Source organism: Kitasatospora sp. NPDC054939 (assembly GCF_053610105.1).
This window is the reverse complement of sequence record NZ_JBSGXP010000194.1, coordinates 1-13899: the sequence shown is the minus strand read 5'-3', so window position 1 is coordinate 13899 and position 13899 is coordinate 1. Positions and strand designations below refer to the sequence as shown.

15 protein-coding genes are annotated in these 13899 nt (G+C 71.7%); 14 read left to right on the top strand and 1 reads right to left on the bottom strand.

The window, feature by feature from the left end:
• Positions 1–132 precede the first annotated feature (132 nt).
• Positions 133–654 (top strand): GNAT family N-acetyltransferase, encoded by a 522-nt coding sequence (locus ACWGB8_RS35060; protein WP_452217706.1) that lies wholly within the window; start codon positions 133–135, stop codon positions 652–654.
• Positions 655–848: 194 nt separating this feature from the next.
• Here ACWGB8_RS35060 and ACWGB8_RS35055 read toward each other — a convergent pair whose 3' ends face one another.
• Entirely contained in the window at positions 849–1697 is an 849-nt protein-coding gene (locus tag ACWGB8_RS35055; protein ID WP_452217705.1) for a class I SAM-dependent methyltransferase, read from the bottom strand.
• Positions 1698–1959: 262 nt separating this feature from the next.
• On the opposite strand from ACWGB8_RS35055, the gene proS reads away from it, so the two are divergent.
• The 13 genes from proS to ACWGB8_RS34990 all read left to right on the top strand — a co-directional run bounded on the left by proS (position 1960) and on the right by ACWGB8_RS34990 (position 13536).
• Positions 1960–3372: a proline--tRNA ligase gene (proS, locus tag ACWGB8_RS35050; protein WP_452217704.1), complete on the top strand. Its 1413-nt coding sequence runs from the start codon at positions 1960–1962 to the stop codon at positions 3370–3372.
• 363 nt (positions 3373–3735) lie between these two features.
• A complete protein-coding gene (locus tag ACWGB8_RS35045; protein ID WP_452217703.1) occupies positions 3736–4314 on the top strand; it encodes a hypothetical protein in 579 nt (192 codons plus the stop codon).
• Positions 4315–5080: 766 nt separating this feature from the next.
• Positions 5081–5509 carry a 30S ribosomal protein S16 gene (rpsP, locus tag ACWGB8_RS35040; RefSeq protein ID WP_045700219.1) on the top strand — a complete coding sequence of 143 codons (429 nt, stop codon included), beginning with the start codon at positions 5081–5083 and terminating at the stop codon, positions 5507–5509.
• 2 nt (positions 5510–5511) lie between these two features.
• On the top strand, positions 5512–5751 hold the full coding sequence (locus ACWGB8_RS35035; protein WP_030306741.1) for an RNA-binding protein: 240 nt from the start codon (positions 5512–5514) through the stop codon (positions 5749–5751).
• A 415-nt stretch (positions 5752–6166) separates the two neighbouring features.
• On the top strand, positions 6167–6904 hold the full coding sequence (rimM, locus tag ACWGB8_RS35030; protein ID WP_452217702.1) for a ribosome maturation factor RimM: 738 nt from the start codon (positions 6167–6169) through the stop codon (positions 6902–6904).
• Between the two features lie 5 nt (positions 6905–6909).
• Positions 6910–7728 (top strand): tRNA (guanosine(37)-N1)-methyltransferase TrmD, encoded by an 819-nt coding sequence (trmD, locus tag ACWGB8_RS35025; RefSeq protein ID WP_452217707.1) that lies wholly within the window; start codon positions 6910–6912, stop codon positions 7726–7728.
• A 153-nt stretch (positions 7729–7881) separates the two neighbouring features.
• Complete coding sequence (gene rplS, locus ACWGB8_RS35020; protein ID WP_063347674.1) at positions 7882–8232, top strand: 50S ribosomal protein L19; 351 nt, start codon at positions 7882–7884, stop codon at positions 8230–8232.
• A gap of 254 nt (positions 8233–8486) precedes the next feature.
• Entirely contained in the window at positions 8487–9221 is a 735-nt protein-coding gene (gene lepB / locus ACWGB8_RS35015; RefSeq protein WP_452217701.1) for a signal peptidase I, read from the top strand.
• Complete coding sequence (gene lepB, locus ACWGB8_RS35010; RefSeq protein ID WP_452217700.1) at positions 9205–10281, top strand: signal peptidase I; 1077 nt, start codon at positions 9205–9207, stop codon at positions 10279–10281. Before lepB (ACWGB8_RS35015) ends, lepB (ACWGB8_RS35010) begins: the two co-directional genes overlap by 17 nt.
• A gap of 246 nt (positions 10282–10527) precedes the next feature.
• Complete coding sequence (gene lepB, locus ACWGB8_RS35005) at positions 10528–11658, top strand: signal peptidase I (protein ID WP_452217699.1); 1131 nt, start codon at positions 10528–10530, stop codon at positions 11656–11658.
• A gap of 145 nt (positions 11659–11803) precedes the next feature.
• The gene (gene lepB / locus ACWGB8_RS35000; RefSeq protein WP_452217698.1) at positions 11804–12559 is read left to right on the top strand and encodes a signal peptidase I; all 756 of its coding nucleotides are present in this window, start codon (positions 11804–11806) and stop codon (positions 12557–12559) included.
• Between the two features lie 121 nt (positions 12560–12680).
• Positions 12681–13154, top strand: a complete 474-nt coding sequence (locus ACWGB8_RS34995; RefSeq protein ID WP_452217697.1) for an NUDIX hydrolase — start codon at positions 12681–12683, stop codon at positions 13152–13154.
• A 55-nt stretch (positions 13155–13209) separates the two neighbouring features.
• Entirely contained in the window at positions 13210–13536 is a 327-nt protein-coding gene (locus ACWGB8_RS34990; protein ID WP_148642766.1) for a DUF2469 domain-containing protein, read from the top strand.
• Positions 13537–13899 lie beyond the last annotated feature (363 nt).

Below are 13899 nucleotides of genomic sequence, written 5' to 3'. Positions count from 1 at the left end.
TTTTTCAACCATAACACGCAATACCAGATCATGCGGGTTCTGGTGGGCTGGTTTTTTTTTATAAGACACCGGTGCCCGCCCCGCCCCCGGCTCCCGGGGCGGCGGGCCGTTCGCATGGTCGATGATGGGGGGATGCGAGTGGAGATCAGGGCCCCGAGGGCCGAGGACGGGGCGGCGTACGCCGAGGCGGTCCGGCGGTCCGCCGAGCACATCGGCCGGTGGAACCCGGTGGAGCCGGACGGCCTGGCCGGCCTGCTGGAGCGTCAGGGCCCCGGCCTGCGGACCTTCCTGGTCGTCGACACGGCCACCGGTGGCCTGGCCGGCAAGGTGAACGTCGCCAACATCGTGATGGGCCGGTTCTGCAACGGCGCGCTCGGCTACGACTCGTACGTGCCGTACGCGGGCACCGGCCGGATGTCCGAGGGTATGCGCCTCGTGCTCGACCACTGCTTCACCCCGCAGTCGCGCGGCGGGCTGGGGCTGCACCGGCTGGAGATCAACGTCCAGCCCGACAACGAGCGCTCGATCGCGCTGGCGAAGCGGCTGGGCTTCCGGCACGAGGGCTTCACGCCGCGGATGCTCTTCCTGCAGGGGGCCTGGCGGGACCACGAGCGGTTCGCGCTGACGGCAGAGGAGTGGCCGGGCCTGGGATAGGCGGCCCGGCGGGGGGGGAGGGGGCGGGGGCGTGGCTGGGGGCGTGGCTGGGGGCGTGGCTGGGTGGGCGGGCGCGGGCCCTCGGCGTCACCCTCTCCACCCCCCTCCGACCCGTAGCGCGTACGGGCCCTCCGCCGCCCCCGCCGCGCTGGACGCGGTGCTCGTGGCCCCGGAGGGTCCTTCGCGGTGCGCGCCTACCTGGGCTGCTCGGCGATCACGTAGCGGAAGAGGTTCACCATCCGGACCGAGCCGTCCGGGCGCAGGTACGGCAGCAGCGCCTCCTCCAGTTCCTTCGCCACCAGCGAGGGCCCGGAGAACTCCGCCGCCGCGTCGAACAGCCCGGTGGAGAGCAGCCCGCGCACCGCGCTGTCCAGGTCCGCATACGCGAACGGGCAGCTCACCCGGCCGCTGCCGGCCGGCCTGAGCCCGGCCGCGGCCAGCAGGTCCTCCAGCGCGCCCGGCGCGCTCAGCTCGAAGGGGTCGCGCGCCGTCGTGCGCCCCGCCATCCGCCGGGCCACGTCCAGGACGGCCGCGCTCTCGCAGCGTTCCGGCGGACCCCAGGCGGCGAGCACCACGTGCCCGCCGGTCAGCGTCAGCCGGGCCGCCTCGGCCACCACCCGCTGCGGAGCGGGCGCGCCCGGCAGCTGCTCGAAAACCGTGACCAGCGAATGGGCCGAGTGGGGGATACCGGCGTCCTCCTCGGCGGCGTGCGCGGGCGGCGCGGTCGCACGCCGGCTGCCCGCGCGCACCCGCAGCCGCCGGCCGCGCGCCAGCTCGCGCAGCTCGTCGTGCGGCTCCAGCCCCGCCACCTGGGCACCCCGCCCGGCGGCCAGCAGCAGCGCCAGCCCCGACCGGCACCCCAGGCCCAGCACGCTGGTCGCCGGGCCCACCTCCAGGCGGTCGTAGACCGCCTCGTAGAGCGGTACCAGCATCCGTTCCTGGATCTCCGCCCAGTCGCGCGCCCGCGCGAGGTGCTCCCGCTGCGCTGCGTGCGGATTCGGTGCGGGTCGTGCGGTCGTGCCGACTGCTTGAGCTGAAGCCATCGCGGCCTCCCATCCGGTCCTTCGGTGTCCTGTCTACGGCTCCCCCAAAGTCCCGCCCCACTCCAGCGAACAGCGGCTCGGGCCCGGCGTCCAGAGGGGTGCAGGGTGGTGCGTTCGTGTCGCGGTCGTGCGCCCCCTCGGGAAGTCCGCCCGGAGGGGTGTCCGGAAGCGTGCCCGGTGGGTCGTTCCGGGCGCCCGGCGCGCCGTCCGGCACGCGTAACGGATTCGAAGTCGGGCCTCCACTCCCCGTACCATTCGGCCCATGGCTAAGGCACCCGTTCTCACCCCCCAGGCGGAAGACTTTCCCCGCTGGTACCAGGACCTCATCAACAAGGCCGAGCTGGCCGACAACGGTCCGGTGCGCGGCACCATGGTCATCCGACCGTACGGCTACGGCCTGTGGGAGCGGATGCAGCAGGAGATGGACGCCCGGATCAAGAAGGCCGGCGCGCAGAACGCCTACTTCCCGATGTTCATCCCGCAGTCGTACCTGACCAAGGAGGCCGAGCACGTCGAGGGCTTCGCCCCCGAGCTCGCGGTGGTCACCCACGGCGGCGGCAAGCAGCTGGAGGAGCCGGTCGTCGTCCGGCCCACCTCCGAGACGATCATCAACGAGTACTTCTCCAAGTGGGTGCAGAGCCACCGCGACCTGCCCCTGCTGATCAACCAGTGGGCCAACGTGGTCCGCTGGGAGCTGCGCCCGCGCGTCTTCCTCCGCACCACCGAGTTCCTCTGGCAGGAGGGCCACACCGCCCACGCCACCTACGAGGACGCCCGCGACTACGCCTCGATGATCCACACCCAGGTCTACGGCGACTTCATGACCAACGTCCTGGGCATCGACGTCGTCCTGGGCCGCAAGACCGCCAAGGAGCGCTTCGCCGGCGCGATCAACACCCTCACCCTCGAAGGGATGATGGGCGACGGCAAGGCGCTGCAGATGGGCACCAGCCACGAGCTGGGCCAGAACTTCGCCAAGGCGTTCAACACCACCTACCAGCTGCAGGGCGCCGAGCGCGAGTACGTCTGGCAGACCTCCTGGGGCGTCTCGACCCGCATGGTCGGCGGCCTGATCATGTCCCACGGCGACGACAACGGCCTGCGGGTGCCGCCGCGCCTCGCGGCCGTCCAGGCCGTCGTGCTCGCCATCAAGGGCGACGACGCGGTGATCGCCAAGGTCCGCGAGATCGGCGCGCAGCTGGAGGCCGCCGGCATCCGCGTGGTGGTCGACGACCGCACCGACACCCCGTTCGGCCGCCGCGCCGTGGACTGGGAGCTCAAGGGCGTTCCGCTGCGCATCGAGGTCGGCCCGCGCGACCTGGAGAACGGCACCGCGATGCTGGCCCGCCGCATCCCCGGCGGCAAGGAGCCGGTCGCGATCGACGGCCTGGCCGCCGCGCTGCCCGGGATCCTGGACGAGGACCAGGCGCAGCTGCTGCGCGAGTCCCGCGAGCGCCGCGAGGCCCGCACGGTCGACGTGAAGACCATCGACGAGGCCGCCGAGGCCGCCGCCACCGGCTGGGGCCGCATCTCCTGGGCCGAGCTGGGCCCGGAGGGCGAGGCCAAGCTGGCCGAGCAGGGCGTCTCGGTCCGCTGCATCGTCGCCGCCGACGGCTCGGTGCCCGCGACGGACGACCAGGAAGGCAATGTCGCGATCGTCGCCCGCGCTTACTGATCGGTAATTCCGGATTTCGGACGGTTCTCCGGGCGGTAAGTCTGTCGGTTGTCCCATCTGCCGACATACCTACTGGCCGGTCAACTGCCAGTATTAACGGAATAGCGGTACGGTGTACGGCCCGTGGCCCTGTCAACTCGGCAGGACCACGGGCCGTACGTCCTGGGGGCGACAGCCCGCCCTTCGGACCGAAAAACCGAGGCCCGACGTGCTTCGACGGGCCCAAACGTGCAGGGGGTTGGTCTTGCGTCAGATCCGGAGCGTGCAATTCGCTCGCTGTCTTTCATTCCTGAGAGTTTCCTGGGAATTCCCGGGGAACGGGAACACGCGGAACATCGGCTCTCACTCCATCGTTGGTCTAGCGTGAGCACGACACAGCCCCTCGTCCTCGCGGCCGAACTGGCCGCCGCCTGGAGCGACATCCAGGCCTACCACCAGGACCTCCCCGACCTCGCCTCGCCCGAGGCTCTGATCGGCGAATCCTCCTCGGCCTGTGGCACGCGGCTCGGCTTCGAGCGGCTCCTCCACGAGGCTGCCCACGGCCTGGCCGCGGCCCGCGACATCCGGGACACCTCCCGGGCCGGCCGCTACCACAACCGCCGATTCCTCCTCCTCGCCTCCGAGCTGGGCCTGGCCCACCCGGTCGAGCCGCACGCCAGCAGCGGCTTCTCCCAGGTGACCATGCTCAAGGAGACACAGGAGCGGTACGCCGACACGATCGAACGCCTCGACCGTGCGCTCGGCCTGCACCAGGAGGCCGTGGCCGGCGACGGCGCTACGCGCGCCTTCCGCGGGCCCGCCGCCCGGCACGGCTCCTCCGGGGGCGGCGTCCGGGTCAAGGCGGTCTGCGGGTGCGGTCGCAACGTCCGGGTCGTGCCGTCGGTGCTCGCGCAGGCGTCGATCGTCTGCGGTGCGTGCCAGCAGCCGTTCAAGATCTCCTAAACGGCGATCGGCGATCGGCGACCGGCGACCGTTTCCGGCTGTTCCGGTCGCACCGGCTGTTTCGTCGGATCCGGTGTTCGCGCGGATCGGTTGTTCGGTCGGATCGGCTGATTCGGTCGTACGGCTGTTTCGGTGGTGACGGAGGTTGCTCGGGTGCCGTGGGTGCCGCAGCCGCCGTCGGTGCTGAAGCCGGGTTTCCGATGGATCCGGCCCGATCGACGGTTCGGGTGGGTCCGGCGGGCCGGCGGCGAACGACGGAAATCGTAGAAAGCCGACTCGAAACCGGTGGGGCGCTGTGCGGGCACGCCCGATCGGAGCGGTTCGGGGATTCGAGTCGGCTCCACACGTCGTGAAGCTCGTGAGGTTCGTGAAGCTCGACAGTTCGTGGATGGGCTGACCGGGAGCGGGGGCTCCCGGTCGGACCTGCCCGGTGTCGGTCCGACCGGCCGGGTGTCGGAGTGGGCCCTGCCGGTGTTGAGGCGGACCTGCTGGTGTCGGAGTGGGCCCTGCCGGTGTTGAGGCGGACCTGCCGGTGTCCGGACGGACCTGCCGGTGTCCGGGCGTCCGCCGTGGTCGGGGCGGGTGGACCGCGGCCGCCGCGTACGGGTGCGCTGCGGTGGTGTGGCAGAATGGACAGCTGAGTACTCGGCAGCCGGGCAGGACCCCTCTCTCCTACGGCTGGCGTGTCCCTTGAACGGCCCGCCCCGCAACCCCACGCGGACGGCAGGGCTGTTCACCCACGTCAACACCAGGAGAATCCACTCCCGTGGCAGTCAAGATCAAGCTCAAGCGTCTCGGCAAGATTCGCTCCCCGCACTACCGCATCGTCGTCGCCGACGCCCGCACCAAGCGTGACGGTCGCGCGATCGAGGAGATCGGCATCTACCAGCCGACCTACAACCCCTCGAAGATCGAGGTCGACAGCGACCGCGCCCAGTACTGGCTGTCCGTCGGCGCCCAGCCGACCGAGCCGGTCCTCGCCATCCTGAAGCTCACCGGCGACTGGCAGAAGTTCAAGGGCCTGCCGGCTCCGGCGCCGCTGAAGGTCGCCGAGCCCAAGGTCGAGGACTTCTCGCACCTGTTCGCGAAGGCCGTCGCCGGCTTCGAGGACGCCACCACCGGTGTCGCCATCACCCCGAAGGCCAAGAAGTCGGACAAGGCCGAGGCTGAGGCCGACGCCGCCGCCGAGGCCTGATCGTGATCGAGGACGCCCTCGACCACCTGGTGAAGGGCATCGTCGAGCACCCCGACGAGGTGCAGGTGCGCTCGCGCAACCTGCGTCGGGGCAACACCATCGAGGTGCGCGTGCACCCCGATGACCTCGGCAAGGTGATCGGCCGGGGCGGCCGTACGGCACGCGCTCTGCGCACCGTGGTCGGCGCCCTCGGCGGTCGCAACGTCCGGGTCGACCTCGTCGACGTGGACAGCATTCGCTGACGCTGAACGGCGCTCCGCGCGTGTTCAGCCGTTCGGCTCGGGCCGGCCGGGACGCTAGTCGTCCCGGCCGGCCTTCTTTCGTTGTCGTGTCGCGGTGCCGGCGGGTTGCCGGCCCTGTGCTGCCGTCCCGATCGGTCCCCGGTGCTGCTGCGGCGCCGGAACCGCCATCGGATGTCGGCTCCGGCTTCGGTCGTCGCTGGCTCCGGCTTCGGTCGTTGCTTCGCCGGTCGTCGGCTCCGACCGCTGGCCCGGGCTGTCGCCCCCGGTCGGCGGACCCGGACATCGGTGCCGCCGTCCGACCGGGACACAGGCCCCCGGCCCTCGGCCACGGGGCCGCAGCACTCGGCCCGCTGCCGTCCAGCACTTGCACCCAGTCCGCCACCCAGTACTTGCACCCACCAGGAGAACGATCACCGTGCAGCTCGTCGTCGGCAAGATCGGCCGCGCCCACGGCATCAGGGGGGACGTCAGCGTCGAGGTCCGCACCGACGAGCCGGAGCTCCGGCTCGGCCCGGGCGCCGTCGTGCTGACCGACCCCGCGTCGGCAGGACCGCTGACCGTCGAGTCCGGCAAGGTGCACAGCGGCCGCCTGCTGCTGCGCTTCGTCGGCGTCAAGGACCGCAACGCCGCCGAGGCGCTGCGCGGCACCATCCTGATCTCCGAGGTCGACCCGGAGGAGCGCCCGGACGACCCGGAGGAGTACTACGACCACCAGCTGATCGGCCTGGACGTGGTGCTGCTCGACGGCACCCCGGTCGGCGAGCTGACCGAGGTGCTCCACCTCCCATACCAGGACCTGCTGACGGTGACGAAGCCCGACGGCACCGAGGTGCTGGTGCCCTTCGTCAGCCGGATCGTGCCGACGATCGACCTGGAGAACCAGCGCGCGATCATCGACCCGCCGCGCGGCCTGATCGACCCCGACGAGGCCGAGGTCGCCCGCACCGCGGAGGGGCCGGACGCGTCCGTGGGCACTGACTCCTCCGCGAGCACTGACGCCTCCGAGGGCTCGGCTGCCTCCGCGGGCGTTGACGCCTCCGAGGGCTCGGCTGCCTCCGCGGGCGTTGACGCCTCCGCGGGCTCGGCTTCCTCCGCGGGCGTAGACGCCTCCGCGGGCACTGACGCCTCTGCGGAGTCGGAGGAGGGCAAGTGACCTCGATGCGGGTGGACGTGGTCACGATCTTCCCCGAGTACCTGGAGCCGCTGAACGTCTCGCTGGTCGGCAAGGCCCGTGCGCGCGGTCAGCTCGACGTACACGTCCACGACCTGCGCGGCTGGACCCACGACGTGCACCGCACCGTGGACGACACCCCGTACGGGGGCGGGCCGGGCATGGTGATGAAGCCCGAGCCGTGGGGCGAGGCGCTGGACGCCGTGGTCGGCCAGGGGCCCGAGGGCGAGGTGCCCACGCTGGTGGTCCCGACGCCCAGCGGCCGGCCGTTCACCCAGGAGCTCGCCCAGGAACTCGCCGGGCGCCCGTGGCTCGCCTTCGCCCCCGCCCGCTACGAGGGCATCGACCGGCGCGTGATCGAGGAGGCGGCCACCCGGATGCCGGTGGTCGAGGCCTCGATCGGCGACTACGTCCTGGCCGGCGGCGAGGTCGCCGTCCTGGTCATGGTCGAGGCCATCGCGCGGCTGCTGCCCGGCGTGCTCGGCAACGCCGAGTCCCACCGCGACGACTCCTTCGCCGCCGGCGCCATGGCGGACCTGCTGGAGGGCCCGGTGTACACCAAGCCCGCCGAGTGGCGCGGCCGCGTCGTGCCGGACGTGCTGCTCAGCGGAAACCACGGTCGGATCGCCCGCTGGCGGCGCGAGCAGGCCTTCGCCCGCACGCTGGCGAACCGGCCCGACCTGGTCGCCCGCTGGCAGAACGGGGCCTTCGACAAGAAGGACCGCGAGGCCCTCGGCATCCTGGGCCTGGCCTGGGACGAGCGGCTCGGCCGATTTCGGTCCGTGGCCGAGGGTGTGGAAGAATAGGCCGCTGTTGTCTGTCGCTGGGCTCCTTTCCGGGAGTCACGTGGACCGGTGCCCCCGCCACGGGGGGATCACCGCCAGCCGATGCGACCCGCAGCAAACCCCATTGTGACGAACTTCCGTGGGCGGCCCGTGGCGCCTGCGATGGAGAGCAACATGAGCAACAAGCTCGCTGCTGTCGACGCGGCCTCGCTGCGTAGCGACATCCCGGCCTTCCGCGCCGGTGACACCCTGAAGGTTCACGTCCGGGTCATCGAGGGCAACCGCTCCCGTGTCCAGGTCTTCCAGGGCGTTGTCATCCGCCGCCACGGTGCCGGCGTCGGTGAGACCTTCACCGTCCGCAAGGTCAGCTTCAACGTCGGCGTGGAGCGCACCTTCCCGGTGCACACCCCGGTCGTCGAGAAGATCGAGGTCGTGACCCGCGGTGCGGTCCGCCGCGCCAAGCTGTACTACCTGCGTGACCTGCGCGGCAAGGCCGCGAAGATCAAGGAGAAGCGCGACCGCTGATCCACCGGCCCCCGGCCTCGCCGGGGGATCGGAGCGCTCGGCGGGGCCCGCTTGCCGCACGGTAAGCTCAGCCCCCGATGAGCACGCACGAACGAATCGCGGACCGCGACGACAGTCCTGCACCCTCCGGTGCGGACGCGCCGTCGCGGTCCGCGGTCGTTTCCGGGCCGGCTCCCGAGCGTGGCGCGGAGCAGGCTCCCGAGAGCGGGTCGGCGAACCTGCCGGAGCGCGCGCCCGGGTCCGCCGAGGAGCCGGTGCGTGCAGCGGTCGAGGAGCCGGATCCCGAGGCGGAGGAGGACGGCGAGGAACGGCCCCGTTCGCGTTCGTCCGACCTGTTCCTGCTGGCGGGTGTCTGCCTGGCGGCCCTGCTGCTGGTGAACGCCTTCGTGGCGCGCCCGTTCACGGTTCCGTCCTCGTCGATGGAGAACACCCTCAAGCCTGGCGACCGGTTGATCGCCAACCAGCTCGCCTACTCCTTCGGCGGCCATCCGCAGCGCGGTGACGTGGTCGTCTTCGACGGGACGGGCTCCTTCGTCCAGCGCTCCACCGAGCCCGAGGGCTTCTGGGACGGCCTGCGTTCGCTGGGCCGCGACCTCGGTCTGGCACCGGCCGGCGACTCGGTGTACGTCAAGCGGGTCATCGGTGTCGGCGGCGACCGTGTCACCAGTACCGGCCCCGGTGGTCGGCTCACCGTGAACGGTGTACCGCTCGACGAGTCCGAGTACCTCGCCCCCGGCGACGAGTCCTCGAACGTCGCCTTCGACGTCGTCGTCCCGCCCGGGAAGCTCTGGGTGATGGGGGACCACCGCAGCGCGTCCCGTGACTCCCGGGACCACCTGGGTGAGCCGGGCGGCGGGTTCGTCCCGGAGAGCAAGGTCATCGGACGGGCCGAGTGGGTCGTGCTCCCGCTCGGGCGGTGGACCGGACTGGACCGGCCGGCGGCCTTCACCGCGACTGGGGGGACGGGTGGCCATGGGGAGCAGAGGTAGGAGCCGGCTCCCCGGCCGCCCCGCGGAGCCGCGGGACGGGGTGAGGCCCGGTCGGCCGTCCGCGGAGAGCGGGCCCGGCGGGTCGGGCGGGTCGAGCGTGTCAGGCCGGTCCGACAGGTCGGGTGGGACGCGTACGTCGGGCGGTCGGCGTGGGTCGGCGGCCGGCGGCGGTGCGACGGGCGGCCCGGCCGCTCCCGACGCTCCTGCGGTCCCGGTACGCGGCCGCGCCGAACGGCGCCGCACGGCCCGGCGGGCGGCACGCCGGCGCCGCCGCTCGCTGCTGCGCGAGATCCCGCTGATCGCCGTCGTGGCCCTGCTGGTGGCACTGGTCATGAAGACCTTCCTGGTGCAGGTGTTCGTGATTCCCTCGGGCTCGATGGAGCAGACCATCCAGGTCGGCGACCGGGTGCTGGTGGACAAGTTGACCCCCTGGTTCGGCAGTGAGCCGAAGCGCGGTGACGTGGTGGTGTTCAAGGACCCCGGTGGCTGGCTGGAGGCCGAGCACAAGGCGTCCACGGACGGGCCCCTGGTGCATGGGGCCAAGCAGGTGCTCACGTTCGTCGGGCTGTTGCCGTCCGACAGCAAGCAGGACCTGATCAAGCGGGTGATCGGTGTCGGTGGGGACACCGTGGAGTGCTGTGACGGCCGGGGGCGGGTCAGCATCAACGGCACCGCCGTGGACGAGCCCTACCTCTTTGCCGGGAACGCGCCCTCCCGGCAGCCGTTCAAGGTGCAGGTGCCGCAGGGGCGCCTCTGGGTCATGGGGGACCACCGGGAGGTGTCCGCCGACTCCCGCTTCCACACGGGCGGTCCGGGGCAGGGCACCATCCCGCTGAGCGGCGTGGTGGGGCGGGCCTTCCTGATCGGCTGGCCGCTGGAGCGCATCCATCAACTCGACGCGCCGAGTTCACTCTCCTCGGTGGCACGTGGCCTGGTGGGACGGGGAACTGGGCCCGACTCGATGGACATTGGGCCGACTCCGAAGGAACCCCCGCTCGTTATGGGTGTGTTGGGCATCCTTCCGCTCGTCGTCCGCCGGCCGGTTTCGCGACCCCGGTAGGCGGTGGCGCCCGGTCACCCGCGCGGTCAGGCGTGTGGGACCGCGAGCCGGATGCCTGGGAGTGATAGAGAAGTGCAGGTGTGGTCGGTGCCTCGGTACCGGCCGCCCTGAGGCTGTGCTGGTGTCAGGTGTGCTCACGATGGGCAGCTCTGAGGCGGGTTCACGGTCAGTGGTGGAGCGTGGTGCCCGCTGTGCGGCACTGTGAGCGCGGGCGCGCGGGCGTCCGCACAGCAGGGAGGAGATGTTGTGGGGGATCTGGTGATCGGCGCCCGCTCAGGCGCTGGAGAGCCCGAGGGCTCCGGCGGCCGGGCGGCCCGATCGGCCGAGTCCGCCGCGCCCCCGGCCTACGCCGGGGATGCAGCCGCCGAGTCCGCCGAGGCGAGTGGCGACGGTACGGGGAGCCACGGTGGTGGCGCCTCGGACGACGGCACGGACGGTGTGGGAGCGGCCGACGCATCCGAGGAGCAGTCCTCCGGCGGGGAACGCAAACAGCGCTCCTTCTGGAAGGAACTGCCGATCCTCATCGGGATCGCGCTGATCCTGGCCCTGGTGATCAAGACCTTCTTCGTCCAGGCGTTCTCCATTCCGTCCGAGTCGATGCAGAACACCCTGCAGGTCGGCGATCGGGTCCTGGTGGACAAGCTCACTCCGTGGTTCGGTGCCGAGCCGGAGCGCGGCGAGGTCGTGGTGTTCCACGACCCGGGCGGCTGGTTGAGCGACGAGCCGGTGCAGCAGAGCGACAATTCCTTCGTCCGGGGCATCCAGGAGGTGCTGAGCTTCGTCGGCCTGATGCCGTCGGCCGACGAGAAGGACCTGATCAAGCGGGTCATCGCGGTCGGCGGGGACACCGTCGAGTGCGAGGGCGAGGGGCCGGTCAAGGTCAACGGGATCGCCCTCGACGAGCCGTACGTCTTCCCGGGCAACACCCCCTGCGGTACCAAGCCGTTCGGTCCGGTGAAGGTGCCCGAGGGCCGGCTCTGGGTCATGGGCGACCACCGTGCGGACTCGCTGGACTCCCGCTTCCACATGGACCAGCCCGGCGGTGGGACCGTCCCGGTGGACGAGGTGATCGGACGGGCCTTCGTCGTGGCGTGGCCCATCAACCGCTGGGCGACCCTCCCGGTGCCGAGCACCTTCGACCAGAAGGGGCTGGCGGCGGCAGCACCGGTCGTCCCGCCCGTGGCCGGCGCGGTCGGCGCGATCGCGCTGCTGCCGGTGGTGCGCCGTCTGCACGACCGGACCGGTCGGCGCGGGCCGAGCGCGGGCGCCGTGGCCGGTGGCACTCCGGACCCGGGTACGCCGGGAACGGACGGGGCGGCCGAGGGGCCGACGGTCGGGGCGAGCCCGACCGGGACGGATCACCGGACGCACCCCTGACACCTTCCGAGGGCGCGCCAGGTCTTGCGCGGGCCGTGGTACCGACGAGTAATCTGCTCGGACGTGCCACGGCCCGTCGGCTTTCCCGCCCCCGGCGCCGGCGCGCTGCCAGCGTTTCCGGGTCGGTCAGGGTTGGGCGATGTCGATGAGCAGCAGTGTTGTGGAGCAGTCCGCCGACCGCCCCGCCGCCACGCCCCGGCCGCGTCGCAAGCCGTCGGCCGTCGTGCAGGGCGTGGCGATCGCCCTGGGCCTCGTGCTGCTGGTCGGCGGGTTCGCCGTCCTGGCGCTCGACTACCGGCCCTACCGGATTCCGACGCCGTCGATGTCTCCCACCCTGAAGGTGGGGGACACCGTCCTGGCGCGCTCGACCGACGGCGCCGCCGTCGGCCGCGGCGACATCGTGGTCTTCCGCGATACGGCCTGGGGCGCCGGGCTGATGGTCAAGCGGGTGGTCGCCGTCGGCGGCGACACCGTGTCCAACGCGGGAGCCGACCACCGTCTGACGGTCAACGGCAAGCCCGTGGAGGAGCCGTACCTGGCGCAGCAGGGCGCGTTGAACGGCTCGTTCAGCGTGGAGGTCCCGGCCGGCCGGCTCTTCCTGCTGGGCGACAACCGGCTGGGCTCGCTCGACTCCCGCACCCACCTGGAGGTGGACGGCGGGACGATCGCGGCCGGTGATGTCGAAGCCCGGGTCGAGGCGACCGTCCTGCCGCTGGGCCGGGCCGGGCTGCTCGCCCGCACCACCGCCTTCGACGGCTTCGGCGGATCGAAGGCCGGCGAGCCCGGACCGCTGAAACCGGCCTTCTACGCGACCGTTGTAGGCGCGGCGCTGATCGTCCTGACGTCGGCGGTGGGCGGAGTGGCAGGCCTGGTCGGGCGACTGCGCCGGCGGGCGGCCTGAGCGTCGCCACGGCGGGCACCACCACCACCGCCGCCGAACCGAAGTGCGCCCCGGAACGGTCCGCCGGGTGGCAGGATCGAGGGCATCACCTGGTCGTACGACGTGGGCGGGGAGGGCTGCGATGAGCACGGAACGGCGCAGAGCGGCGCGCGTGCTGCTGTTCGACCCCCAGGACCGGCTGCTGCTGTTCAGGGGAGAGGACCCCGCGGTGCCCGGCACCACCTGGTGGTTCACCCCCGGGGGCGGTTTGGAGCCCGGTGAGGGCGTGCACGAGGCGGCCGTGCGGGAACTCGCCGAGGAGACCGGCCTGCGGGACGTGGAGCTCGGGCCGTTGGTGGCGTTCGGCACGGTTTCGTTCTCCTTCCAAGGACAGCGCTACGAGCAGGAGCAGTGGTTCCACCTGGCCCGGACCGCGGACACGGTGCTCGACCACACGGGAATGGGCGCCGACGAACACGCCCAGCTCCTGGCAGCGCGCTGGTGGACGTTCGAGGAGCTGCGGGAGACCGAGGAGACGGTTTACCCGAGCGGGCTTGCGGAGTTCATGGGGCGGCTGTTGGCCGAAGGGCCGCCAGTCGTTCCGGTACGGCTCTGAGGGCTGCTGTGGTGGTCCACAATGGGTGGACGTGACAAGTTGAGGGGACGCCTGGATGAGTGCCGAAGATCTCGAAAAGTACGAGACCGAGATGGAGCTCAAGCTCTACCGGGAGTACCGGGACGTCGTCGGCCTGTTCAAGTACGTGATCGAGACCGAGCGACGGTTCTACCTCACCAACGACTACGAGCTGCAGGTGCACTCGGTCCAGGGTGAGGTGTTCTTCGAAGTGTCGATGGCGGATGCGTGGGTCTGGGACATGTACCGGCCGGCCCGTTTCGTCCGCAAGGTCCGGGTGCTGACCTTCAAGGACGTGAACATCGAGGAACTCGCGAAGAGCGACCTGGAACTGCCCTCGGACGATTCGGGCTTCGGGAACTGATCCCGGAGCCGACGTTGGACCGTACGACGTTCCGCTGTCCAGTGCTATTCCGGGTATTCCGCTCATATCACTCCTGCGGGTGACGCGAGTTATCCACAGCCCCCGGGTTGTCCACAGGAATGCGGAACCCACTGGCCGATCGTCCTGACCGCGCGGCAACCTCCCCTCGGAGGTGATCACCGTGCAGGACACGGAACAGTCCGGCGAGCACGCCGCCGCGAAGACTGCAGCGACGCGCACCGGGCGTGCCACGAAACGGGCCGCCGGGACGGGCAGCCGGGGCAGGCGGCCGACGAAGGCCGCGGCCCCGCCGCCCATCCCTGGGGCGACGGCCGGAACGGTCCCGGGGCCGGACCCGGGACC